The following is a 24,230-nucleotide window of genomic DNA, read 5'->3' as shown; positions in this document are numbered from 1 at the left end:
CTGAAATTGTCGCGCGGATTGCATCCGGCCTGCAAGCACTTCGCCATCGATCCGACGATTGCTCGCAAAAGGCGAATCGGTTGCGCAACTTATGCACGGTGACGTGCACAAGCGCGCGACGACCGCGCGCCATAGGCCTAGTCGGTCAGGTATTCGGGATAGTGGCTCCGGATCGTGTCGAGCTCGCTCAGCGTGCCCGACAGGTGCTTGCGCAGATGCTGTTGCGCGGCATAGGCGTCGCCGGCCTCGATCGCGCGCGTGATCAGCTTGTGGTGGCGGACGATGTTCTGGGCCTTGCCGGGAGAGGGCAGATGCAGTCGGCGCAGCCGGTCGATATGTCCGCTACGGCTGCGCACCAGCGTCCAGAGCTCCTGCTTGTCGGCCGCGGCATAAAGCTGCGCGTGAAAATCATTGTCGCCGGCGATGAAGCTCTGGAAGTCTCCGGCCTTGGCGAATTGCTGCTGGAGCGCGATCGTGTGGTCGAGGCGTAAGACCAGGGCTTCGCCGTGCTGCTGCGCGAGCAGCCGGACGATTTCGAGCTCCAGCGCCTGGCGCAGGAAATGGGCCTGCTCGGCCCTACCGACATCGACCCGGCTGACGACGGTGGCGTGCTGTGGAAACACGTCGACGAGCCCTTCTTCCTCCAGCCGCATCAAGGCGTCGCGGATCGGCGTCGAGCTGACGCCGAATTGTGCGGCGAGATCCGTGCGCGACAGCGGCGAGCCCGGCGGCAGTTCGAGCGCGAGAATGGCGTTGCGCAGCCGCTCGAACACTTGCGGTGCGGCCTGCCGGGCCCGGTCGAGCCGCGCGCCGGGGCGGGCCACCGTGCGGGCCGCGGGTTGGGCTGTTTCCATGCGAAGAGCTCCGGCCGCCTTGCCTTTGATGCACTAATACATTAGTGCATTAGCGAGATCGCTCGTCAATGGCGTCCGGAGGAAACGAACAACAATGATCAAGCAATTGCAGTATGGCCTCACGGCCGTCGCCCTGATCGCCGCAACGGCGCTGACGGCCTCGCCGGCGAAGGCGCAGCAAAAATCCGAGATCTCGCTGTCACGCCAGCCCGGCATTTTCTACATGCCGAGCCACATCATGGAAAAGCAGAAGCTGATCGAGAAGCACGCAGCTCAGCTCGGGGTCGCGGGTGTCACCACGAAATGGGTCACCTTCTCCGGCGGCGGTGCGCAGACCGATGCGCTGCTCGCGGGCGGCGTCGACATCCTCAACACCGGCACCGGCAATCTGCTGCTGCTGTGGGACCGCACCCGCGGCGGCGTCAAGGGCATTGTCGCGACGTCGGCGCAGCCGATGACGCTGATCAGCCGCGACGCTAACATCAAGTCGATCAGGGATTTCGGCCCCAGCGACAAGATCGCGGTGCCGACCGTAAAAGTCTCGACCCAGGCGATCGTGCTCCAGATCGCCGCCGCCGAGGCCTTCGGTGCCGACCAATGGTCGAAGCTGGACGTCAACACGGTGCAGCTCGGCCATCCCGACGCCTATGCGGCGCTGTCCAATTCCAAGCACGAGGTGCACACCCATTTCTCGATTCCGCCGTTCACTTTCCTCGAGCTGAAGAACGTGCCGGGTGCGCATGTCGTGCTGTCGTCGCCTGACGTGATGGGCGGGCCGCTTAGCCAGGCGCAGTTCTTCACCACCACGAAGTTCGCGGATGCCAACCCGAAAATCATCCAGGCCGTGCGCGATGCGACCAAGGAAGCGCAGGATCTGATCCGCAGCGACACCAGACAGGCGGTCGAGATCTACAAGGAGATCACCGGCGACAAGACCTCGGTAGACGAGCTGCTCGATCTCCTGAAGGAGCCCGGCATGATGGAGTGGAATCTCGAGCCGCAGGGCACGATGAAATTCGCCGCCCATCTGTTCAAGACCGGCACGCTGAAGACTCAGCCCAAGGCATGGACTGATTATTATCTTCCCGTCGCCCACGATCTGAAGGGCAACTGATGGCGCTGCTCGACGTCAGCTCCGTGACGCTGCGTTACAAGACCTCCAGCGCCGTCGTCACCGCCACGGAAAGGGTCAGCTTCACCGTCGACAGGTCCGATCGGTTCGTGCTGCTCGGGCCGTCCGGCTGCGGCAAGTCGACCCTGCTCAAGGCCGTCGGCGGCTACATGGCGCCGAGCGAAGGCCGCATGACCATCAACGATCGCGAGATCCACGGTCCGGGCGCCGATCGCATGATGATCTTCCAGGAGTTCGACCAGCTGCTGCCGTGGAAGAGCGTGCTGGCCAACGTGATGTTTCCGCTGCTGACCGCGCGAAAATTGTCGCGCAAGGACGCCGAAGCGCGGGCGCGGGCCTATATCGAGAAGGTCGGGCTGACACGCGTGGTCGATGCCTATCCGCACACGCTGTCCGGCGGCATGAAGCAGCGCGTCGCGATCGCGCGCGGCATGGCGATGGAGCCCGACATCCTGCTGATGGACGAGCCGTTCGCCGCGCTCGACGCGCTGACGCGCCGGACCTGCCAGGACGAGCTGCTCCAGCTCTGGAGCGAGACCAAATTCACCGTGTTGTTTGTGACGCATTCGATTGCGGAAGCGATCCGTATCGGCAACCGCATCCTGCTGCTGTCGCCGCATCCAGGCCGCGTCAAAGCCGAGGTGATCGACGTCGACAAGGTCTCCAATGAGGATGGCAGTGCCGGTCGGCTCGAGAAGGAGATTCACGATCTCCTGTTCGCCGCCGAAGCAACGGCGCATTGAGGGAGCATCTGATGGGCGAAGCCAGGATCCTGCTGCGTGAGGCGCCGGTCGCCGGCGGCGCGGCCGAAGTCGAGCGCAAGCTGAGCGTGCCCGAGCTGTTGTGGAACGATGGCTTTGTCCGCAAGACGGTCATCATCCTGTTTCTCGCGGCGGTCTGGGAGGCCTATGGCCTCACGCTCGACAATCCCCTGCTGTTTCCGACGCTGCACGACACGATCCTCACGCTCTACGATCGCGTCAAGGACGGCACAATTCCGATGCGGGCGTGGGCTTCGCTCAAAGTGCTGTTCATGGGTTATTCGGCGGGCATCGCGCTCGCCGCGATCTTCACCGTGCTTGCGATCTCGACCCGCATCGGCACCGATTTCCTCGAGACGGTCACGGCGATGTTCAATCCGCTGCCGGCGATCGCCCTGCTGCCGCTGGCTCTGATCTGGTTCGGTCTCGGCAACGGCAGTCTGGTGTTTGTGCTGATCCATTCGGTGCTGTGGCCGGTCGCGCTCAACACCCATTCCGGCTTCAAGAGCGTGTCCAACACGCTGCGCATGGTCGGCCGCAACTACGGCCTGCGCGGGCTGCCTTACGTGGCGAAAATCCTGATTCCCGCGGCGTTCGGCTCGATCCTGACCGGCCTCAAGATCGGCTGGGCCTTTGCCTGGCGCACGCTGATCGCGGCCGAGCTGGTGTTCGGCGTGTCCTCCGGGCAGGGCGGGCTCGGCTGGTTTATCTTCGAAAACCGCAACCTCCTCGACATACCTGCGGTCTTCGCCGGCCTCTTGACGGTGATCATCATCGGGCTTTTTGTCGAGAACCTGATCTTCCGCGCCATCGAGCGGAACACCGTGCAGAAATGGGGCACCCAATCATGACCAAGAAGAAACTGACGCCCGACCAGCTCCGCAGCGCGCGCTGGTTCGCACCCGACGATCTCCGCTCGTTCGGCCATCGCTCCCGCACCATGCAGATGGGCTACGCGCCGGAGGAGTGGAAGGACCGCCCGATCATCGCGATCCTCAACACCTGGTCGGACGCGCAGCCCTGCCACATGCATTTCAAGTCGCGCGTCGACGACGTGAAGCGCGGCATCCTGATGGCCGGCGGCCTGCCGCTGGAGTTGCCGGCGCTGTCGCTGTCGGAGTCGCTGTTGAAGCCGACCACCATGCTCTATCGCAATCTGCTGGCGATGGACGCCGAGGAGTTGCTGCGTAGCCATCCCGTCGACGGCGTGGTGCTGATGGGCGGCTGCGACAAGACCACGCCCGCGCTGCTGCTGGGCGCCACCTCGATGAACATTCCGGCGATCTATCTGCCGGCAGGCCCGATGCTGCGCGGCAATTGGAAGGGCAAGACGCTGGGCTCGGGCTCGGACGGCTGGAAATATTGGGACGAGCGGCGCGCCGGAAAGATCTCCGACAAGGACTGGCTCGACATCGAAGCCGGCATTGCGCGCAGCTACGGCACCTGCATGACCATGGGCACGGCTTCCACCATGACCGCGATTGCCGAGGCGATCGGCATGACGTTGCCCGGCGCCTCCTCGATTCCCGCCGCCGATGCCAACCATATCCGCATGGCCTCCGAATGCGGCCGCCGCATCGTCGAGATGGTCTGGGAAGATCTGACGCCGAAGACGATCCAGACCCGCAAGGCGTTCGAGAACGCGATCGCCGTGGCGATGGCGATGGGCTGTTCGACCAATGCGATCATCCATCTGATCGCGCAGGCTCGCCGCGCCGGTCTCGACATCGGCCTCGACGATTTCGAGATTGCGAGCCGCAAGGTGCCCGTCATCGCCAATGTGCGACCGAGCGGCGATGCCTATCTGATGGAGGACTTCTTCTATGCCGGCGGGCTGCCGGCGCTGATGAGTCAGATCAAGCCGCATCTGCATCTCGACTGCATCACCGTCACCGGCCAGACTCTGGGCGAGAACATCGCGCACGCCGAGGTTCACAACGACGATGTGATCCGCTCGATCGACAATCCCATCTACAAGGAAGGCGCGCTCGCCGTGCTCAAGGGCAATCTCGCGCCCGACGGCTGCGTCATAAAACCCTCCGCCTGCGCGCCGCGCTTCCTCAAGCACACCGGACCTGCGCTGGTGTTCGACGACTACCCTTCGATGAAGAAGGCCGTCGACGATCCCGATCTCGACGTGACCGAAGACCACATTCTGATCCTGCGCAATGCGGGGCCGCAGGGCGGACCGGGCATGCCGGAATGGGGCATGCTGCCGATCCCGACCAAGCTCGTGAAGCAGGGCGTCCGCGACATGGTGCGGATCTCCGATGCGCGCATGAGCGGCACCAGCTACGGCGCCTGCATTTTGCACGTAGCGCCCGAATCCTATGTCGGCGGGCCGCTGGCACTGGTGCGAAACGGCGACCGCATCACGCTCGATGTTGCCGCCCGCACCATCAATCTCGATGTGTCCGAGGCCGAGCTAGAAAAGCGCCGCGCCGCCTGGAAGCAGCCCGAGCGCCGCTTCGAGCGCGGCTATGGCTGGATGTTCACCAAGCACATCAAGCAGGCCAATGACGGTTGCGACTTCGATTTCCTCGAGACCGATTTCGGCGCGCCGATCGGCGAGCCCTCGATTTACTGATGACCCTGTCATTCCGGGGCATCGCAAAGCGATGAGCCCGGAATCCATTGGGCCGCAGTCTGTGCCGCCCGATGGATTCCGGGTTCGCGCTATGCGCGCCCCGGAATGAGAAAAGAGAGAGCCAATGCAATGACAAAACTCAGTGAAGCCACCCGCACCAAGCTCAAATCCGTTTCCACCGCCACGGTCGCAACCGCGCTGTTCAAGCGCGGCCTGCGCATCCAGATGATCCAGGACGTGCACCCGCTCAGCGCCGGCCAGCCGACGATGGTCGGTGAAGCCTTCACGCTGCGCTATATGCCGGCCCGCGAGGACCTCAACACCATCGAGGTCTTTAAGGACCGCTCCCATCCGCAGCGCAAGGCGGTCGAGGATTGCCCGGCTGGCAGCGTGCTGGTGATGGACAGCCGCAAGGACGCACGCGCCGCTTCCGCCGGCGCAATCCTGGTCACGCGGCTGATGAAGCGCGGTGTCGCCGGTGTCGTCACTGACGGCGGCTTTCGCGACTCGGCCGAGATCGCCAAGCTCGGTATCCCCGCCTACCACCACCGCCCGAGCGCGCCGACGAATCTGACGCTGCATCACGCCATCGAGATCAACGTTCCCATTGGCTGCGGCGATGCGCCGGTGTTTCCCGGCGACGTCATTCTCGGCGACAGCGACGGCGTGATCGTAATTCCCGCGCATCTCGCTGACGAGATCGCCAACGAGACCTTCGAGATGACCGCGTTCGAGGACTTCGTCACCGAGGAAGTCAACAGGGGCCGCGGCATTTTCGGTCTCTATCCCGCGACGGACCCGCAGACGCTGACCGACTTCGCCGCATGGCGGAAGGCGAACGGAAGGTAAAGGCCGGCAACTCGTCCCACAATCTCTGTCGTCGTCCTGGCGAATGCCAGGACCCATCACCCCAGGGAGTAGTCGTCTTTTCGCGCGGTACTGATACCGAGCTTTATCGGATAGATCACCTGGCATGGGTCCTGGCTTTCGCCAGGACGACCAGGGAGAGCGTGGCCTACACCCCGGCCTCCGCCATCCCCGCCGCCCAGAGCGCGAACGCATAGACGATCGCGACTTCATCCAGCCGGTTGAAGCGTCCCGAGGCGCCGCCGTGGCCGGCGCCCATGTTGGTGCGGAGTAGCACCGGGCCGCCGTCGCTCATAGTCGCGCGCAGGCGTGCGATCCATTTGGCGGGCTCCCAATAGGTGACGCGCGGATCGGTCAGGCCACCCATCGCCAGGATCGCGGGATAGTCTTTCGCCGCGACGTTGTCGTAGGGCGAATACGACAGGATGGTGCGGAAATCCTTCTCGCTCTCGATCGGGTTGCCCCATTCCGGCCATTCCGGCGGCGTCAGCGGCAGCGTGTCGTCGAGCATGGTGTTGAGCACGTCGACGAACGGCACTTCGGCGACGATGCCGGCGAACAATTCACCGGCGCGGTTGGCGACCGCCCCCATCAGCATGCCGCCGGCCGAGCCGCCGTGGCCGACGATGCGTTTTGCGCTGGTGTATTTCGCGTCGATCAGCGCGCGGGCGCTGGCTGAGAAATCGTCGAACGAATTCGTCTTCTTCTCGCGCTTGCCGTCGAGATACCAGCCCCAGCCCTTGTCGGCGCCGCCGCGGATATGGGCGATGGCGTAGATGAAGCCGCGATCGACCAGCGACAGCCGGTTGGCGCTGAACGAGGCCGGCATCGCCATGCCATAGGAGCCGTAGCCGTAGAGCAGAAGCGGCGCCGCGCCGTCGAGCGTAAGCCCGCGCCGATGGAGGATCGAGACCGGCACCTCGGCCCCGTCATGCGCCTTCGCCATGATGCGCGTCGTGACGTAGTCGGCCGCATTGTGGCCGGACGGAATCTCCTGCCGCTTGCGCAGGGTGCGCGTCCGCTTGACCATGTCGTAATCATAGACTTCCGACGGCGTCGTCATCGACGAATAGGCGAAACGCAAATTCGTCGTCTCGAATTCATAGGAGCCCATTGTATCCAGCGAATAGGCCGCCTCGTCGAACGCGATGGCGTGCTCCTCCTTGGTCGCGAGGTCGCGGATCACGATCGACGGCAGCGCATTGGCGCGCTCCAGCCGCACCATGTGGCTGGCATAGAGATCGAGGTCGATGATATAGATGCCCGGGCGATACGGGATCAGATCGCGCCAGTTCCTGCGCTCGGGGGAAGCGAGCGGCGCGGTGACGATCTTGAAGTCGATCGCGTCGTCGGCGTTGGTGAGGATGAACAGTTCGTCGCCACGGTCGGCGAGCGAATATTGCACGCCTTCCTCGCGTGCCGCGACAAGGCGCGGCGGTGCGTCGGGATGGGCGAGGTCGATCAGCCGCTGTTCCGAGGTCTCGTGGTCGCCGCCCGCGATCACGCAGAAGCGGCCGCTGGTGCTCTCGTGCAAATGGGTGAACCAGCCGGAATCCTGCTCTTCGTAGACCAGCGTGTCGTCGGCCTGCCCAGTGCCGAGCTTGTGCCGCCACACCTGCATCGGGCGATGATTGTCGTCGAGCTTCACGTAGAAGAACGACGTGGCGTCCTTGCTCCAGACCACGCCGCCGTCGGTCTCCTCGACGACGTCGTCAAGGTCGTTTCCGGTCGCCCAGTCGCGCACGCGGATGGAGAAATACTCCGAGCCTTTGGTGTCGGCGCTCCAGGCCTGCAGCCTGTGGTCGTTCGAGTGCCGGCTGCCGCCGAATTTGAAATAGGTGTGGTCCTTGGCGAGCGCATCGCCGTCGAGCACGATGTGGCCTTCGCCGCCATCGCGCGGCATGCGGCCGAACAGCTCGTGCTGGCCGCCTTCGCGGAACTTGCGGAAATAGGCGAAGGGACCATCCGGCGACGGCACGCTGGAATCGTCCTCCTTGATCCGCCCCCGCATCTCGCGCACCAGCGTCTTCTGGAGGGCCGCGGTATGGCCAAGCAGGCTCTCGGTGTAGTCATTTTCTGCGTCGAGATATCTGCGGATGTCGGGATCGAGCACCGCGGGATCGCGCAGCACCTCCTGCCATTTCTCGTCCTTCAGCCAGGCATAGTCGTCGGTCACGGTGATCCCGTGCCGCGTGAACGAATGCGGCCGGCGCGGCGCGACGGGGGGCTGGGAAGGTGTTTTGGCTTGTGTCACTCGATCCTCATTCAGATGCGTGTTTCACTTTATATCGTCCCGATTCCGTGGATTGCCAGCATCGCTGCGGGCCCGTTGCCGGGTTGTTGACCGGCCGCTTGTATGCTTTAGGGGCCGGGTCTTTAGTCCCGCCGCCGGTCCAGCCTGATGCTGTTCAATTCCTACCCGTTCATCCTGCTGTTCCTGCCGGCCGCGCTGGCTGGCTATTTCTGGCTCGGGCGGTGCAGCAATCTGGCACCGGTGATCTGGCTGGCGGTGGCGTCGGTCGCCTTCTATGCCATCGGCAATTGGCAATTCGTCGCCCTGTTGCTGATATCGATCGCCTTCAACTACGGCATGGGCCACCTCCTCATCGTGGCGAAGCTTGCTCCGTCGCAACGAAAGGCGGCACTGGCCCTCGGCGTCGCCGGCGATCTCCTCGTGCTCGGCATCTTCAAATATGCCGGCTTCGTCACCGAGAACATCAACGCGCTCACCGGGACGCACTTTGCGGTCCACATCCTGCTGCCGGTCGGCATCTCCTTCTACACATTCACCCAGATCGCGTTCCTGGTTGACGCCTGGCGCGGGCAGGTGGCGGCCTACGCGCTGCCGCACTACGCGCTGTTCGTGACATACTTTCCGCATCTGATCGCGGGGCCGATCCTTCACCACAAGGACATGATCCCGCAATTCGAACGGGAGGAAACCAAGCATCCGCATGCGCATCTGATCCTGTGCGGAATCATCATCTTCGCAATCGGCCTGTTCAAGAAGACGTGCCTCGCCGACGGCATCCAGCCGCTGGTCGCGCTCGCCTTCGATGCGCGCGCGCCGAGCTTCGACCAGGCCTGGCTTGGCGCGCTTGCCTACACGTTCCAGCTCTATTTCGACTTCTCCGGCTATTCCGACATGGCGATCGGGATATCGCTGATGTTCGGCATCTTCCTGCCGATCAATTTTAACTCGCCGTACAAGGCCACCAGCATCGTGGAGTTCTGGCGGCGCTGGCACATGACGCTGTCGCACTTCCTGCGCGACTATCTCTACATCCCGCTCGGGGGCAACAGGCGCGGCCGCGTGCTCCGTTACGTCAATCTGCTGATCACGATGCTACTCGGCGGGCTCTGGCATGGCGCGGCCTGGACCTTTGTCATTTGGGGCGCGCTGCATGGCGCCTATCTCTGCGTCAATCACGCTTTCAACGCGTTGTTGCCGAATGTTCCGAAGTTGCTCGCGCGCCCAACTCGCGTCGCCGGGGCCGTGCTGACATTCCTCGCCGTCGTTGTCGCCTGGGTCTTCTTCCGTGCCGAACGGGTCGATTGGGCCATGCGGATTCTGAATGCGATGGCCGATCCCTCGAATATCGTGTTCGGCCGCGAAGAGATTGCGGCGTCGGTGATGGTCGCAATTTATGCCGCGCTGGTGTGGCTCGCGCCGAACACGCAAGGAATCATGGGGTACGATCATGCCAATCGCACGGTCGGCGACGGCCTGATGACCGGACGGATGCGGCCGCTGGTCCTCTATGGCGCGTCGCTGGTGCTTGCGTTTGGGATTTTGGGTATCCAGAGCCACAGCGAATTCATCTATTTCCGGTTCTGATGCGAGGCGCGTTCACACATCCAGGGCGACTTCTCCTCGCGAGCATCGCGTGCGTGCTGGGCGCGGCTGCGCTCACCTATGTCGTCGATCCCCTGCAGCTGTTTCGCCCCTCGCGCCTCGTCGCGCCGTTCTATTCCGATGACACGCGCGTGCAGAATGCCGGGCTGATCCGCAGCCAGTCGTTCGACACCGCGTTCATGGGCACCTCGCTCGCGATCCATTTCCGCCAGAGCGACATCGACCATGCGCTTGGCGTGCACTCGCTCAAGCTGGCGATGACCGGATCCAATTCGCGCCAGCAGGGTTTTGTGCTCGAGCAGGCCATCGATCGCGGCGCAAGGCGCGTGATCTGGGCGATGGACGATTTTATCTTTGTCGATGCGGCCGATATCGAGAGCGATCCTTATCTCTCCGCCGATCTCTATCGCGGGAGGGCAAAAGGCATCGCGTCCTATCTGTTCAGCGCGGCGATGGCGAAGGAATCCCTGTTCGCATTGCTGCGGTCGGTTCCGCCGCTGCGAGAGCCGCTGACCCGGGCCGCGCCTTATCTGCCCGTCAAGTTCGCGCTTGAAGACGTCGACGACATCTATGCGCTGTCGCGGGATGCCGACGTTGCGCGCGCCTATAATGCCAAAAGGACGCTCGCGGCCTTCGCCTATATCACCGATCCCGTGCGCAGCCGTTTTCTCGGCGAAGGCTATCGTTACGACGCGATGGTTCGGCATTTCGAGCATGATGCCGTCGACCTGATCGCGCGCCATCCGGACGTGACCTTCGACATCTACTTCCCGCCCTATTCGATCCTGCAATTCGTCGCGATGCGCGACGCTTCGCCGGCGACGCTGAAGATCGTCACCGATCTCACGGCGCGCATCGCGGAACGCCTGACGCAGCTTGCAAATGTACGCCTGCATGATTTCCGCGCGATCAAGCAGGTGACGCACGATCTCAACAATTACGCTGATGTCATCCACCATTCGCCGGTGATCGATGCGAAGGTGTTGTCGTGGCTGGCGAGCGGGGAATACCGGGTCGATCTGAAGGCGCCGCTGGCGCCGCTGAACGAGCTGAAGGCGCAGATCGAGGCGTATCGGATGCCGCAGTAGCCGCGGCAAACTCAACTGTCGTCCCGGATCTGCGCTCCGTCCTGGACAACGCTCCGCGTTGCCAGGAGCTTCGCTTGTCCGGGACGACAGCGGAATTCGGACGGGCGCTTTACACCGCCACCTCTTCGCCGAGATACGCGACCGCTGCCTCAAGCCCGCCCTTGCCGTGCGGGATCTTCAGCGCGTTCAGCCCGACCTCGATCACGCCCAACGTGCCGAGCAGCATCGGCGCGTTGACGTGACCCATATGGGCGATGCGGAAGGCCTTTCCGGTGAGGTCGCCGATGCCGTTGCCGAGCACCACGCCGCATTTCTCCTTGCAATAGCGTTGCAGCACTGCCGGGTCGTGGCCGTTGCTCATGGTCACCGTGGTCACGGTGTTGGAACGCTCGCTGGCTTCCGCGATGTTGAAGCCGAGCACCTGGCCTTCCGACCACGCGCCGACCGCGCGACGCGCGGCTTCGCCGAGCAGGCTGTGGCGGCGGAAGGCGTTCTCCAGCCCTTCCTCGTGCAGCAGGTCGATCGCCTGGCGCAGCGCGAACAGCAGATGGACCGGCGCGGTGCCGGCATATTTGCGATAATGCTCGCTGCCTTCGCGCTCGCTCCAGCTCCAATAGGGCGTCGCCATGTTGGCCTTCTTGTGCACCTCGAGCGCACGCGCATTGGCCGTGACGAAGCCGAGGCCGGGCGGCGTCATCAGGCCCTTTTGCGAGCCCGACATCGCGACGTCGATGCCCCATTTGTCCATCTCGAACGGCATGCAGCCGAGCGAGGCCACGGTGTCGACCATGTACAGCGCCGGATGGCCGCTTGCCTTGATCGCCTTGCCGATCGCCTCGATGTCGTTCTGCACGCCGGAGGCGGTGTCGACCTGGACGACGACGACGGCCTTGATGGTGTGCTCCTTGTCGCGGCGCAGGCGCTCCTCGACCTCGTGCGGCCGTACCGCGCGGCGCCAGTCGCCCTTGAGCACTTCGACCTCGGCGCCCATCAAGGAAGCCGCATGGCCCCAGCCGATCGCGAACCGTCCGCTTTCGAGCACCAGCACCTTGTCGCCGCGCGACAGCACGTTGCTCAGCGCCGCTTCCCAGGCGCCGTGACCGTTGGCGATGTAGATGTAGGACTTGCCCTTGGTCGCAAACAATTTCGAGATGTCGCTGAGCAGGCTCTCGGTCAGATCGGTCATCTGCTTGGAGTAGATGTCGATCGCCGGACGATGCATCGCCCGCAGCACCTCGTCGGGCATATTGGTGGGCCCGGGGATGGCCAGAAATTCCCGGCCCGCGCGAACGGTCATTGCAGTTGGTCCTTGTTGCCTGAGAACAGGATGGTGGGTCGCTGATTCACACTTTTACGCGGCGCTGCGGTGCAAGAAAAGACCGGAAAACGCAGGTCTGACGTGGGTTATCTCTTAGTCTCGCGGCAGCCCGCATCTTCGGCTTCCTCCACCGAGCAGAACCAGCGCGTGCCCTTGCTGATCTTCATCTTGATCTGCGCATACCAGCGGCTGGTCGGCCGGTGATAGATGCATTCGCCGGCGGAGTTGACGTTGCCCTTGATGGTGCAGTCCGGCGAGGGCGCGACCGGGCCCGAGGCCGAAGCGAGCAGGATCGCATGCGCGCCGTCGGGCGGCTTGGTGGCGCCGAGGATGGTGGTCTTCTTGTTGCGCACGCGCCAGTCCCAAGGCGCGATGAAGGCGCCCTGCCACATGCCGGCCTTGGCCTCCCGCGCGGCCTTCTCGTCCGCCTCGTAGTCGTGCGACATGCGGGTGTAGGCCAGCGCCCAGCCTGTGCGCACCAGCCATTTCTGGATATCCTCGCCGCCGACGTCGCAGCGCGCCACGGTGCGGCCGCGCCGGTCGATCGACCTCGCATGGCAGACCCAGCTCTTGCCGTCGGCGTATTTGGCGAGCTCGTCGCGGGCAGCGATGCCGCAGGTCCAGCGCTCGCCCTTGTTGTTGAGGCAGAGCTGGTCGACCGCGGGCGCGTCGATGCCGCCGAGCCTGATCCGCGTGTTGCCGATCATCACGGCGTCGCCGGCGCGAACCTTCGCGGTGCCCGCGATGTCGGCGGCCTCAGCCGACGATGGCAAGCCGGGCAGGGAGAAGCCAAGCAATGACAGCGCAATCAGGAATTTTCGCAACATGCCGGTCCGCGTGTGATGAAAATTGCGATAGACCTCGCAATTGTGGTCGGCTTTTGTCCGCCCGGCCAGCATATGCCTGGCAGTTGGGCTTTCAACTTCCCGTCATCTTTCGTCTCCACGGCGGCAGAAGTGGTGGGTTACGCTTCGCTGACCCACTCTACGAAACCTATCCCCGCGTCATTGCCCGCTTGGCGACCGCCAGCCCCATCAGCACGAACGCCGACGTGACCTCCGGGCCGCCCACAAGGATCCTCGTCGGCGTCTTCATCTTGTTCCATTCATAGGCGCGGAACGGGCCGCGGCGGCCGCCTTCGCCGAGGCTCGCGACGATCACGTTCAGCGCCGGCGCAAAGGCGCGCGGGTCGGCGCCGAGATGGCCGAGCGCGATCAGGGCGAGCGCTGCGTCGAACACGTTCATCTCGGCGGCCATCAGCTCGCCCTTGACGTAGGAGAGCACGCGGTGGCGGATGAAATCGAAATCGCCGTCGGGATCGATGATCGCCTGCGCCGCCAGCGGCAGCGCCAGGAAGGCGGCGTAGCAGCGGCCGAAATAGGCGCTGTAGAGCTCCGGCAAATAATAGATGTGCGAGCGCGGATTGGCGAAGGCGCCGCTCGCCGCCAGCCGCTTCTGGAAGCCGATGATGCGCTGCACGGTGGCAAGCCGCGCCGGCGTCTCCAAGACTTTCCAGCGTGCGAGGTTGCGGAAGCTGACCTCGAGAATGTCGAGATTGAGCGTCGGATCGAGATCGTTGCCGTAGGGGCGCTCGCCCTTGAGGTTGTCGATCCAGGTCGCGACCCCGCCCTCATAGTCGATATTGTCGTTGATCGGCACGGTCACGCGCGGTTCGTTGACGCCGGCGCGCACCTGATAGCCTGCATAGAAATCCAGCAGCGGCTGGTCGAGGATCGGATCGGTGCAGCCGGCCTGGGTCGCCGCGGAGATCGAACACGCCGTGGTGTCGCAATCCGGCACGTAGACGCCGAAACCGAGGTCCTGCTTGATCTGGGCGAAGTAGCGCGAGAAGCGCGGATGCGGTGCGGGCGCGAGCGCGGTGATGACGTTGAACCGCGCCCCGTCGAGGCCCTCGACCTCTTCGCGGCTGATGTTGACGCAGAAATCGACCATGTCCGCGACCGCGCGCTCCGCCGCCATCTTGTCGGCGGACGAGGCCAGACCGGTCTCGGCGTAGCTCAACAGCGCCTCGATGAAGAACGCGTCGTAATAGGCCGAGCGGTGGCGGATCTGCACCGGCTCCCACATCGGTTCGGCAACCCCTCGCCAAGGCGGATTGACGACGGCGCGCGCCGGCGATCGTGCGATGAAGACGCGGGCGAGGTTGAACAGCAGCGATGAGTTCTTGTAGCCACGCGCGTTGAGGCCGGTGAGCGCCATGGTCAGCTCGCGCCCGCGGAAATCGGGATCGCCGATCAGGTTGAACGCGGCGTAGGTCGGCAGAAAGCCATTTTTGCGGTAGGAGCCCAGCAGATGCTGCGCGCAGTCGCGGATCACGCCGTCGATCTGCGATTGTTGCGGCATGGCGCCGGTGAACATGGCCGGCGGCGGCTTGGGATGATCCAGCGTGATGCTGTCGACGAGATCGGCGACCGGCTGGCCGACCGCCGCCCAATCGGGCTCGGCCTCGTCGCGGGCGCGCACCAGCACTTCGCGCAGCCGGGCCAGCTTCCCTTCGTCGCGCAGCTCGGGCAGTCCCGCCCGGCGGAGCAGCACCCGCAATGCGGGATTGCCGAGCGCGGTCTTGTAGAACTTGGCCAGATGCGGATCGCCGCTGGCCGCAACAGACAAGACGGGATCGCAGACATCGTAAAGCGAGGGGCCGTCCTTCCGCGCCGTCAGCGCCCGGCAGGCGGCGCCGGCAAAATATTGAAAGCTCATGAAATAACCTGGTCGCGGGAATTGGCCGGGGGGCCGGCCGGCACGCTCCCAGCCGCGTACCACCCCCTGCAAGTCGTTGAAAAAGCTACCCGGATTCGCAGGAAATACAAATGTGATGACAGTCACAGAAAAAGCCGGCACGAAGCCTGCATAATCAGCCCCCGGAAGGCTACGGAGACGCAAAAAAATCACACATTGGGCGGTGCGAATTAGCTCATGTTTCCAGAGACTTAGATCAAATTTTCGGAGATCTATTGCCGGGGAGGCGATATCCGGTTAAGGCTTTGTTTGGTGCGGCGCCGCAAATTGCGCGCAATTCGGGGGCACACCCCCGGCCAATCCCTCAAACCCAAAGACGCTATCGCGCTACTCAAACAGTGTGCGCGTGCTTGGCTGGTCTTTGGCACTGACAGGAATGACGCGAGATGAATGTAACGCAGCTCGATATTTCCCGACGCACGATCGCGGTGGCCGCAGCCCTCATCGGCACGGTGTCGCTCGTGATCGGCGCCCATGCTGCTCTCAATATGCGTACGCTCGATGCCGCCAAGGCCGTTTCGACCGACCAGGTCACCGGCTCGATCGGTCAGGCCTCGCGTCTCGCCCTCGTCATCGGCAATGGGCACTACCCCGACGCCAATGCGCCGCTGACGCAGTCGATCAACGACGCCCGCGCGCTGTCCTCGTCGCTGCGCAAGAACGGTTTTGACGTCGACATGGTGGAAGACGCGACCAAGGACGACATGGTCCGCGCCGTCAATCGCCTGAAGTCCCGGATCAAGCGCGACACCGTCGTCATGCTGTTCTTCGGCGGCTACGGCGTGCAGGCCGGCCGCGAGAGCTACATGCTGCCGGTCGATGCCGTGATCTGGAAGGAAAACGATGTCCGCCGCCAGGGCGTCTCCATCGAGGGCGTGCTCGACATGATGAAGGAGCAGGGCGCCAAGGCCAAGCTCGTCGTGGTCGACGCCTCCCGCCGCAATCCCTATGAGCGCCGCTTCCGTTCCTACAGCCACGGCCTCGCGCCGATCAGCGCGACCGACAATGCGCTGATCCTCTCCTCGGCTTCGCCCGGCAAGGTCGTCGACGACGGCAAGGGCGAGCACAGCGTGCTGGTCGGCGAGTTCCTCAACAACCTCAATGCGCAGGGCAGCGCCGAGAGCGTCTTCAACAAGACCCGCCTTGCCATCTCCCGCGCCAGCGAAGGCGACCAGGTCCCGACCGTCTCTTCCTCGCTGCTCGAGGACGTCCATTTCGGCGAAGCCGGCGGCTAGTTTTTCCTAGGTTCTGCGAAGTCTCGTGCCCCGGACGCGGCGCATCATGCAATGATGCGACGCTGAGCCGGGGCCCAGTTTTTTAGGTTGCCGCTTGGACGGGAGATGGGTCCCGGCTCTGCGCGGCAGCGTTACACGCTGCAGCGCGTCCGGGACACGAGCCAACCCTACTTCGCTGCTTCCGCGGCCATCACCGTGCGCACCGGATCGCCTTCGCGCAGCAGCGCGCCGGCGCGGGCGACGACGATATCGCCTTCGTTGAGGCCGTCGCGGATCTCGATATTGCCGCCCGACATCAGTCCGACCTCGACCCGCTTGGTCTCGACGCGATTGCGGCGGATCACCTGCACGACGGTGCCCGCGGAGGAATACTGCACCGATGTCAGCGGCACCGCGACGTTGCAGCTCTGCCCCGACTTGATCAGCGCGCGGCCGCTCGCGTTCAGCAACAGGCGTTTCTGCGAGGAGATGCCGATATAGACCATGCCCTGCTGGATGTTCGGCTCGACCGTCGGGCCGATGCGGCGCACCTTGCCGTCGATATCGCCGGCGCCGGCAATGCGCACGGTCGCCACCTGGTTGACCGCGAGCTTGCGCATATCGCTGGTCGCGACGAGGGCGACGAGATCGTACTCGCTGCGCGCCACGATCGTGAACAGCGCCTCGCCCTTGGCGGAGGCGAGGTTGCCGATCTGGGCGGTCGAGGTCGCGATCACGCCTGCGACGGGCGCGGTGACCTGAAGGGTGCCGCCCTCGGGCAGTGCCAGCCGCGCCAGCACCTGGCCTGCGGTGGTGGTGTCGCCGGCTTCCGCCAGCACCTCCGTCACCTTCAGGCCGGGCCGCTCCGGCCGCACCGAGCTTGCCTCGCGCGCGAGGATGGTGCCGGTGCCCTCGACGATGTCGGAGAAACAGGATTTTGCAACCTTCAGCACCGTGACCGCCGGCCCCTTGGGCGCGTCGTCATCGGCGGCGGCAGCGGGCTGGGCGGACAGCAAAAGCAGTCCGGCGAGCGCAACGAGATGTCTGGAAACAGAACGCGCAGGCAATGAACGCATGGGTCATTCCGGTTGGGGCCTTGACGGCCTCATCGTTAGCAGAAGCAACCGCGGCGGACCATGGGCCGGCCGGATGAGAATGCCGCAGCCGCACGGGCGGCGCGATGCCGCCCGTTGAATTAGTCTACGGGACCGGCGCCAAGGTTCGCCGTCTCCCTCCGTCCCTGCGGCCATCCTTCGAGACGCCCGCCTGCGGCGGGCCCTCAGGATGAGGTCATGCTTCGCGGCGAGATGTCAGACCCTCATGGTGAGGAGCCCGCCAGAGTGGGCGTCTCGAACCATGCAGGCCGAACTCATCACGCAGCCTCCAAAGGGAGCCCCCTCACGGCAGGCTCAAGAACTCCACCCAGTTCGGCTTCTTGCCGGTGGCGTAGGATTTCAGCTTGGCGAGTGCCCCGCTGCTCTGGTCGATCGCATAGACGGTCATGCTGTCGGAGAGCTCGCCGACCGCGGCGAGGTAGCGCCCGCCGGGATCGATGTGAAAGCCGCGTGGTTGCTTCTCGGTCGGCACGCTGCCGATCGTGGTGAGCTTGCCGGTCGTCGCATTGACCTTGTAGGCGGTGAGCGTGCTGGTGGTGCGCTCGGAGGCATAGAGAAATCGGCCGTCGGGGGTGACGTGGATGTCGGCGGCCCAGGCCTTTCCGGTAAATCCTTCGGGCAAAGCGCTGGTGCGCTGGATCTCGTCCCATGCGCCGCCTTTCGCCTCATAGGCGAACGCCGCGACGTCGCCGTTTAGTTCGTGGAGGAGATAGACGAACTTGCCGTTGGGGTGGAATACGAAATGCCGCGGCCCCGATTTCTCCGGCACCTTGTGAGCCGGCGGATCGCTCGGCGTGAGCGTGCCGGTCGCGGCGTCGAACGCGAAGGCCAGGATCTGGTCGGAGCCGAGATTGGTCGCGAACGCGAAGCGGTTGTCGGGCGAGGGCAGGAAGGCGTGCGCGTTCAGCCCGGTCGGGATCACCTGCTTCGGCTCGCCCACGACGCCATTGGCAAGCAGCGGATTCAGCGCAACCTTGTTGCCGCCATAGGAGGCGCTGAACAGGAATTTGCCGCTACGGTCGATGGCGATATTGGCCATGCTGTCGGCGAGCGGGCCGTTGCCGATATGGCTGAGCTGGCCCGTCTTGGGATCGATCGCAAAGCTCACCGCAACGAACGGCTGCGAGCGGACACCGGCGATCAGCACGCGATGATCGGGCGTGATCGCGAGCGGTGTCGAGGACCCCGGCTTTTCGACGCCGGGGAAGGTAGCCGTCTGCACGGGCGTCATCTCGCCGCTCTCGGCCATCTTGAACACGCTGATGTCGTTGCTGTCGGCGTTGCCGACATAGGCGAAGGTCTCGGCCATGCCGGCGCGGACTCCAGAAACGAGAGTGAGGAAAGCAAGTGTGGTGGCGATCGCGGCACGTGGTACGCCGGATCTGATGCGTCGGGTCGATCTCACCATGGGGGTCCTCCTGGATGCCGGTGCGGCATTTGTCGTTTTGCCGGCGAGGATAGCGGCAGCCGCCCCGCCGCACCAAACTCCAATTGGGATCAATCGATGCCGAAATGGTATCGGTGGGAGATCTACCGTATCGCCGCTGTGCGGGAGGGCAGATGGGGCCCGGGCGGGATGTGGGGCGGCCCGAGCACGGTCCACACGGTGACCGCGAGCAGCGCGCAGGTCAGGATCGTCCAGGCGACGAGTGGCTTCCGCATCAGGCCGTATCCGTCAGTCATATGAATGAGAATGCTCGCGAGGGGCGGGCCTGGCGATCGTGCACTGCAAATCGCGGCGATCCTATGAACTCGTTCACAGGCGAACCGAACCAATGCCGCGCGAGCGCATTGAACCGGCATGCCCCGTGAAAACGATCTTGAAGGTAAGCCCGACATGGGCGGCAAGCATGGCGGTCAGGCCGGCCAGCCCAAGTCGCCGCCGCGCCCGCGTCAGGGCGAGCGCGACGAGGACGTCGTGGCAAAGCGCCACACCGGCCAAACCGATCCCAACTCCGCGCCGACCAAACCAAAATAGCACCTCGGCCGCGCCGCACAGGCGCCGGGAACGGCAGCCTCGCCTTGCCGTTACCCTGATCCCGCGGGCGGAGCAGATCGAAACGGAGGCTGGCACGTGTTTTGGATTTATTGGGACACCGCCTGGTCGCTCATCATCAGTGGCATCATGTTCGCCACCATCGTCGCCCATCCCGACTCAGAGTTCGTCGAGATCCACGCGGCCAAGCAGGTCAAGTGAGCCCGCACCGTCCGGTTCAACGGCGCATCGTTGCATGCTGCGCCGCGCCCGGGACATCAGAACTTAAAATCTCAAGTCATGCTGCCGGGCATGAAGCAGCGGATCATGGCGCGGCCGTTGACATAATACGGCCAGACCATGGTGCGGCCGGCGCGGTTTGGCTCGGTGATCACGGTGTCGTCGGGCACCTCGATCCAGTCGCCCAGGAGCCTGACGCGATAATGTCCGTTGCTCGTGTCCCAGTCGACATCGTCCAGCGCCGTGCCATCGGCGTCGGCACAGCACGGACCGCCGCCCTTGCTGTGCAGGCTCTCGAACCAGCCCTTGAGGGGAGAGTTCGCGTAGCGACCGTCGTCGCGGGCCTCCACGGATGGGCCGATCATGACAGCAACCGCTACGAGAGTGATCATCCTGAATGCCACGATCGCCATGTCGCCTCGCTCGATCCCGCGCGCGCACGAGCGCAGACGAGGAGCCGCCTGCGCTGCACGTGACGCAATGCTGGCTGGCGCCCGCTGATCGGGTTCCAGCCGTCTCAGCAGGGCAACCGCGAGGGTCGATGTTTGATCCTATTTTCAAGGGCGCGGACTTATCGGGTCCGCGCCCTGCTTCGGCTCTAGCCCGGCAAGCGGTCAGTAGTCCCAGAACGCCGGCACCCAACGGAAGGCGTCGCCGTCGGCTGCTACGCGGCCCACGGACGGAAATGGCAGGTGCGTGGCCACCAGCATTTCGCCGGTCTCGGCAAGCTGTCGCAACAGACGAACGCGAACGCGCGCGGCCTCCTCGGGGTCGTGCTCGAAACCGTTGTGCCAGTCGGGTTGCTCGAACCCGACGGCAAACACGGCATCGCCGGCGAATGTCAGCGCGTCGTCGCCGGCCGCCATGCGAACCACGCTGTGTCCCGGGGTGTGACCGCCGGTGCGACGGGCGACGACGCCTGGCGCAATCTCTTGCTCGTCATCGAACAGCTGCAGCTGAGGGCCGTACTCCTTCAGGAACTGCTTGGCGGTCGATCGAAGCGCGTCCGGAAACCCTTCCGGCATGGCGGTGCGGGAGAAATCAGGCTTTTCCCAGAATTTGACCTCGGCGGCCGCGACGTGGATCCGCAGGTCCTTCCGCAGCTGCTGCTTCACGCCGTCGACCAGCAGGCCGCCAATGTGGTCCATGTGCAGATGGGTCAACACCAGATCGGTCACCGCCGCGAGATCGATGCCGGCGGCTGCCAGTCGCCTGATCAACTGCCCGGCGCGCGGCAAGTTCAGGTTCGGGTCCGAGCCCAGTCCGGCGTCGATGAGGATGGTCTTGCCGCCGCTGCGGACCATGACGGCGTTCAGCGCCCAGTCGAAAGCGTCCTGCGGCAGGAACATGTCGTGCAGCCAGGTCGCCCGCACCGCCGGGTCGGCGTTGTGCGCGAGCATCTTGGTCGGCAGCGGCAGCACGCCGTCGCTGACCACCAGCACGTCGATCTCGCCGATCTTCAGCGCGTAGCGCGACGGAACGAGCTCTTCGGGTCCCGACGACACGGGATATGAGGTGTTGTGCAGATTCATGTTGGTCTCCTGTTTCAAAGATAGAGGCTTCCCGCTGGTGGTTGAGCAGGCCGCGCCGCCGGGGGAGAGCGCAGCCCGTGATCGCTTGGTGCGCTAGACTTCGGTCACCCGTTCCGGATCGGCCGACGCGAGCGCGAGGGCGCGCTCCGCCTTCGGCGGATAGATCCAGACGGTGTTGATCTCACGCTTGGTCTTCTTGGCGACGTCGCCGACCAGCTCGACCTTGCGCTCCCATCCGCGTGTGAACAGCGCGCCGGCTTCGCCGAGGTCCAGGCAGGTGACGTAGGCCTTCTGGTGGTAGGGCCTGGTCGGAACGCCGAGCAATTCGGCCGCGGCATTGTTGCCGGCAAAGGCGCCCATTCGCGTGGCGTGCTGGCACGACATCAGTGCGTAATTGCCCTCGTCGTCGCAGGCGGCGCGTGCTGCGTCGCCGGCCGCGAAGACACCCTGAACGCCTGACACCTGCAAGCAGCGATCGACCAGCAACCGTCCGAAATTGTCGCGCTCGGCGGGAATCTGGGCGGTCAGCGGCGCTGCACGCATGCCCGCCGCCCAGATCACCGTCTCGGTTTCAATGTGCTCACCGCTGGACAAGGTGACACCGGTCTCATCGAGCGCGGCGACGCCGGCACCGAGCCTTGTCTCGACGCCAACCTTGCGCAAGGCTTCCTCGATGACGGGGCGGGCGCCTGCACCCATGTCGGGTGCGATCGCAGTGTTGCGATCGACGATGACGACGCGAGTGCTGGCATTGGGGCCCAGGATTTCGCGCAGCCGCGCCGGCATTTCGGTGGCCGCCTCGATCCCGGTGAAGCCGCCGCCGGCGACGACGACCGTGTCGCGTCCGTTCGCGGCGGGCCGCTTCGTGAGGCCATGCAGGTGCTTGTCGAGCGCTACGGCATCGTCGAGCGAATCGACGCTGAAGCCGTGCTCCGCGAGGCCCGGAATGTTCGGACGGAACAGCCGGCTGCCGGTGGTCACGACGAGGCGGTCGTAGGACAAGGCCTTTCGCGCGCCCTTCGATGGCGTGATCTGCACCGTTCGGGCCTCGGTGTTGATCGTCTCGGCGCTGCCCTGGATGTAGTCGACGTCGATCGCTTCGAGGACCTCGAGCAGCGGGGCCGTCAGGGTTTCCGGCTTCGGCTCGTAGAGCCGCGGACGGACCACCAGCGTCGGCTCCGGTGAGACGAGCGCGATCTGCAGATCTTGCGGCGAGACGCCGCGGATGTCGCGCAGCCGGGCTGCGGAAAGGGCGGCGTACATGCCGGCGAAGCCGGCACCGATGATGATGAGTCGCATGGATTCTCTCCTTTGTTGCTTTTCGAAAGACCGCGCGCGACCGCGCTGCTGCGTTGAGTTCAGCGTCCGGCGTCGGGGCGTGGGGGTGAGTTGGATCGCTGGCCTTAAGGCGCGATGCAGCGTGCTGGCAGCGATCTCGGCGGTCGGCCGTAGCCTAGGACGACGGGCTGCAGCTCACTTCGATTCCAGTCCTGATAGGGGAGGCCGGGGCCATTTCGGATCATGATGGAAACGGGCGGTTGTGCCGGGTGCATGGTGTAAGCCGGAATTTCCACCTCCTCGCCCGTCGCCGACGTGAAGCGAACGGCCAGCGAGAGTCCGTACAAGGTCGCGGTCGCGAGGCTTCGGCGGCGTGACGACATCAGCCGTCGGCTGACGAAATTTTTCCAGGTCATCTTTGGTCTCCCTCGATTGGTCTGGACATGGAGATGATGTAGCCGACCCGATTTGCCGTTGCCCCAGCGCGATTGCCGTCGCTGTCGAGAGATTGCTGCTAACGCATGCGCCTGCGCCAATCGCTCGGCGTCTCGCCCGTCAGCTTCTTGAATGCCGCGGCGAAGGCGGTCTGCGAGGAATAGCCAAGCGCCGCGGCGACCGAGACGATCGTTTCATCGCTCTCCCGCAGCATGTTCATGGCCTGCTCGAGCCGGTGCTGGCGCAGCCAGGCATGCGGCGACAGCCCCGTGCTCTCCTTGAAGGACCGGCAGAAATGAAAGCGCGACAGTCCGGCATCGGACGCCAGCGCATCGAGCGAGACGTCCGCTTCGCTATCGGAGCGCAATCGTTCGATCGCACGGAGCAGGACCTTCGGCGCCAGCCCGCCCATGGTCGGCTGGAACGTGGTCGGCGATCCCGCATGCGCAGCCAAAAGGCGCGTGGCCAGAAGATCCGTGAGTTGATGCCGGAACAGCGCATCTAGGACGCCATGGCCCTCCAGCGAATCCGCCGCGCTCAGGAGCAGTCGGGACGTGATCGTGTCGGGATGCGCCGTTCGCTCAATCAATTCGGCCGGCCCGGCGGTCCCGGCCTCGCCGGCCACGCGCTGCAGCGTTGCGTCGGGAAGGTAAAGCTGCACGACGTCGACGGGCTTCGGAATGTCCCATCGGGAGCTCGACCCTTCCGGAACGATGTTCACGACCCCCGAACGAAACGTGCCGATTGCGATCGACTTTCCCGACCGCCGCTCCATGCGCTGCATCACGCCCTTATGCGCCATGATCACGTGGTGGCGCATGGGCTCGACGACGTCGTGCAGCGGATCGTGCTTCCAGTGCGCGATACCCGCACCGGAGGAGTCCAGCGCCATGCGAAACGGCTGGGTCCTGAGCACGCGCGCCATCTCCGCGTCGGCGGCGCGCCGCTCGGACGTCGAGCGGTCGTCGGGCTGTGCGTCGGGCTGTGCGTCGGGTGCGGGCGGCAAGCCCTTGTGCGAGGGATTGCACATGAGTGCAGTGTTCCCGGTCATGATGTGGCTCCTGCTGATCAGCTCGGGCTTTTGATCAGTCGTCCGCATTTGTACGGAACGGCGCGTGTTCTATGCGCCGCGGTTGCGGTGCGTATTTCCTGAACCCGGCATGCTTTGTCCGATCCTGCTCCAAGCCGGCCCGCGCTTTCGCGAACGCACGGCGGGCG

At 64.6% G+C, this 24,230-nt stretch carries 23 protein-coding genes; 10 read left to right on the top strand and 13 right to left on the bottom strand.

Features of this window, described 5'->3' with window-relative positions; translation table 11 throughout:
• Positions 1-137: 137 nt before the first annotated feature.
• Positions 138-854: a GntR family transcriptional regulator gene (locus AC0L3S_RS16405; protein WP_473264151.1), complete on the bottom strand. Its 717-nt coding sequence runs from the start codon at positions 852-854 to the stop codon at positions 138-140.
• A gap of 94 nt (positions 855-948) precedes the next feature.
• Between AC0L3S_RS16405 and AC0L3S_RS16400 the strand changes: the two genes are divergently transcribed.
• From AC0L3S_RS16400 to AC0L3S_RS16380, 5 genes are all read left to right on the top strand, one after another.
• On the top strand, positions 949-1,968 hold the full coding sequence (locus tag AC0L3S_RS16400; RefSeq protein WP_473279875.1) for an ABC transporter substrate-binding protein: 1,020 nt from the start codon (positions 949-951) through the stop codon (positions 1,966-1,968).
• Positions 1,968-2,729: an ABC transporter ATP-binding protein gene (locus AC0L3S_RS16395; protein WP_473279873.1), complete on the top strand. Its 762-nt coding sequence runs from the start codon at positions 1,968-1,970 to the stop codon at positions 2,727-2,729. Before AC0L3S_RS16400 ends, AC0L3S_RS16395 begins: the two co-directional genes overlap by 1 nt.
• An 11-nt stretch (positions 2,730-2,740) precedes the next feature.
• On the top strand, positions 2,741-3,598 hold the full coding sequence (locus tag AC0L3S_RS16390; protein WP_473264154.1) for an ABC transporter permease: 858 nt from the start codon (positions 2,741-2,743) through the stop codon (positions 3,596-3,598).
• Positions 3,595-5,334 carry an L-arabinonate dehydratase gene (gene araD, locus AC0L3S_RS16385; RefSeq protein WP_473279871.1) on the top strand — a complete coding sequence of 580 codons (1,740 nt, stop codon included), beginning with the start codon at positions 3,595-3,597 and terminating at the stop codon, positions 5,332-5,334. The genes AC0L3S_RS16390 and araD overlap by 4 nt, the downstream gene beginning before the upstream one ends.
• 129 nt (positions 5,335-5,463) lie before the next feature.
• Entirely contained in the window at positions 5,464-6,183 is a 720-nt protein-coding gene (locus AC0L3S_RS16380) for a ribonuclease activity regulator RraA (RefSeq protein ID WP_473264156.1), read from the top strand.
• Between the two features lie 166 nt (positions 6,184-6,349).
• On the opposite strand, the gene AC0L3S_RS16375 is transcribed toward AC0L3S_RS16380, so the two are convergent.
• Positions 6,350-8,455, bottom strand: coding sequence for a S9 family peptidase (locus AC0L3S_RS16375; protein ID WP_473264157.1), 2,106 nt, complete (start codon positions 8,453-8,455; stop codon positions 6,350-6,352).
• 147 nt (positions 8,456-8,602) lie between these two features.
• Between AC0L3S_RS16375 and AC0L3S_RS16370 the strand changes: the two genes are divergently transcribed.
• Positions 8,603-10,039: an MBOAT family O-acyltransferase gene (locus AC0L3S_RS16370; RefSeq protein ID WP_473279869.1), complete on the top strand. Its 1,437-nt coding sequence runs from the start codon at positions 8,603-8,605 to the stop codon at positions 10,037-10,039.
• On the top strand, positions 10,039-11,145 hold the full coding sequence (locus tag AC0L3S_RS16365) for a hypothetical protein (RefSeq protein ID WP_473279867.1): 1,107 nt from the start codon (positions 10,039-10,041) through the stop codon (positions 11,143-11,145). Before AC0L3S_RS16370 ends, AC0L3S_RS16365 begins: the two co-directional genes overlap by 1 nt.
• A 109-nt stretch (positions 11,146-11,254) precedes the next feature.
• On the opposite strand, the gene AC0L3S_RS16360 is transcribed toward AC0L3S_RS16365, so the two are convergent.
• The 3 genes from AC0L3S_RS16360 to AC0L3S_RS16350 form a co-directional block, all read right to left on the bottom strand.
• The gene (locus AC0L3S_RS16360; protein WP_473279864.1) at positions 11,255-12,442 is read right to left on the bottom strand and encodes a pyridoxal-phosphate-dependent aminotransferase family protein; all 1,188 of its coding nucleotides are present in this window, start codon (positions 12,440-12,442) and stop codon (positions 11,255-11,257) included.
• A gap of 107 nt (positions 12,443-12,549) precedes the next feature.
• Positions 12,550-13,290 (bottom strand): thermonuclease family protein, encoded by a 741-nt coding sequence (locus tag AC0L3S_RS16355; RefSeq protein ID WP_473279861.1) that lies wholly within the window; start codon positions 13,288-13,290, stop codon positions 12,550-12,552.
• A 166-nt stretch (positions 13,291-13,456) separates the two neighbouring features.
• Entirely contained in the window at positions 13,457-15,184 is a 1,728-nt protein-coding gene (locus AC0L3S_RS16350; RefSeq protein ID WP_473279859.1) for a hypothetical protein, read from the bottom strand.
• Positions 15,185-15,609: 425 nt separating this feature from the next.
• On the opposite strand from AC0L3S_RS16350, the gene AC0L3S_RS16345 reads away from it, so the two are divergent.
• A complete protein-coding gene (locus AC0L3S_RS16345) occupies positions 15,610-16,458 on the top strand; it encodes a caspase family protein (RefSeq protein ID WP_473279857.1) in 849 nt (282 codons plus the stop codon).
• Positions 16,459-16,625: 167 nt separating this feature from the next.
• Here AC0L3S_RS16345 and AC0L3S_RS16340 read toward each other — a convergent pair whose 3' ends face one another.
• The 3 genes from AC0L3S_RS16340 to AC0L3S_RS16330 all read right to left on the bottom strand — a co-directional run bounded on the left by AC0L3S_RS16340 (position 16,626) and on the right by AC0L3S_RS16330 (position 19,214).
• Entirely contained in the window at positions 16,626-17,513 is an 888-nt protein-coding gene (locus tag AC0L3S_RS16340) for an efflux RND transporter periplasmic adaptor subunit (RefSeq protein WP_473279855.1), read from the bottom strand.
• Between the two features lie 322 nt (positions 17,514-17,835).
• Positions 17,836-18,960, bottom strand: coding sequence for a lactonase family protein (locus AC0L3S_RS16335; RefSeq protein ID WP_473279853.1), 1,125 nt, complete (start codon positions 18,958-18,960; stop codon positions 17,836-17,838).
• Between the two features lie 122 nt (positions 18,961-19,082).
• On the bottom strand, positions 19,083-19,214 hold the full coding sequence (locus AC0L3S_RS16330) for a hypothetical protein (protein ID WP_473264166.1): 132 nt from the start codon (positions 19,212-19,214) through the stop codon (positions 19,083-19,085).
• Positions 19,215-19,353: 139 nt separating this feature from the next.
• Here AC0L3S_RS16330 and AC0L3S_RS16325 point away from each other — a divergent pair, with 139 nt between their 5' ends.
• Together AC0L3S_RS16325 and AC0L3S_RS16320 are read left to right on the top strand one after the other, a co-directional pair.
• Positions 19,354-19,530, top strand: coding sequence for a hypothetical protein (locus AC0L3S_RS16325; RefSeq protein ID WP_157642977.1), 177 nt, complete (start codon positions 19,354-19,356; stop codon positions 19,528-19,530).
• Between the two features lie 96 nt (positions 19,531-19,626).
• Positions 19,627-19,749: a hypothetical protein gene (locus tag AC0L3S_RS16320; protein WP_018456612.1), complete on the top strand. Its 123-nt coding sequence runs from the start codon at positions 19,627-19,629 to the stop codon at positions 19,747-19,749.
• Positions 19,750-19,820: 71 nt separating this feature from the next.
• On the opposite strand, the gene AC0L3S_RS16315 is transcribed toward AC0L3S_RS16320, so the two are convergent.
• From AC0L3S_RS16315 to AC0L3S_RS16295, 5 genes are all read right to left on the bottom strand, one after another.
• The gene (locus tag AC0L3S_RS16315) at positions 19,821-20,180 is read right to left on the bottom strand and encodes a hypothetical protein (RefSeq protein ID WP_473264167.1); all 360 of its coding nucleotides are present in this window, start codon (positions 20,178-20,180) and stop codon (positions 19,821-19,823) included.
• 201 nt (positions 20,181-20,381) lie between these two features.
• Positions 20,382-21,299: an MBL fold metallo-hydrolase gene (locus AC0L3S_RS16310; RefSeq protein ID WP_473279851.1), complete on the bottom strand. Its 918-nt coding sequence runs from the start codon at positions 21,297-21,299 to the stop codon at positions 20,382-20,384.
• A 93-nt stretch (positions 21,300-21,392) separates the two neighbouring features.
• A complete protein-coding gene (locus tag AC0L3S_RS16305; protein WP_473264169.1) occupies positions 21,393-22,598 on the bottom strand; it encodes an NAD(P)/FAD-dependent oxidoreductase in 1,206 nt (401 codons plus the stop codon).
• Positions 22,599-22,702: 104 nt separating this feature from the next.
• On the bottom strand, positions 22,703-22,993 hold the full coding sequence (locus tag AC0L3S_RS16300) for a hypothetical protein (protein WP_473279849.1): 291 nt from the start codon (positions 22,991-22,993) through the stop codon (positions 22,703-22,705).
• A 98-nt stretch (positions 22,994-23,091) separates the two neighbouring features.
• The gene (locus AC0L3S_RS16295) at positions 23,092-24,063 is read right to left on the bottom strand and encodes a helix-turn-helix domain-containing protein (RefSeq protein WP_473279846.1); all 972 of its coding nucleotides are present in this window, start codon (positions 24,061-24,063) and stop codon (positions 23,092-23,094) included.
• Between the last annotated feature and the right edge of the window lie 167 nt (positions 24,064-24,230).

The sequence above is a fragment of the Bradyrhizobium sp. Ken01 genome (genome assembly GCF_055807355.1).
Note: the sequence above shows the minus strand (reverse complement) of the source record. Positions and strands in the feature narration are given on the sequence as shown.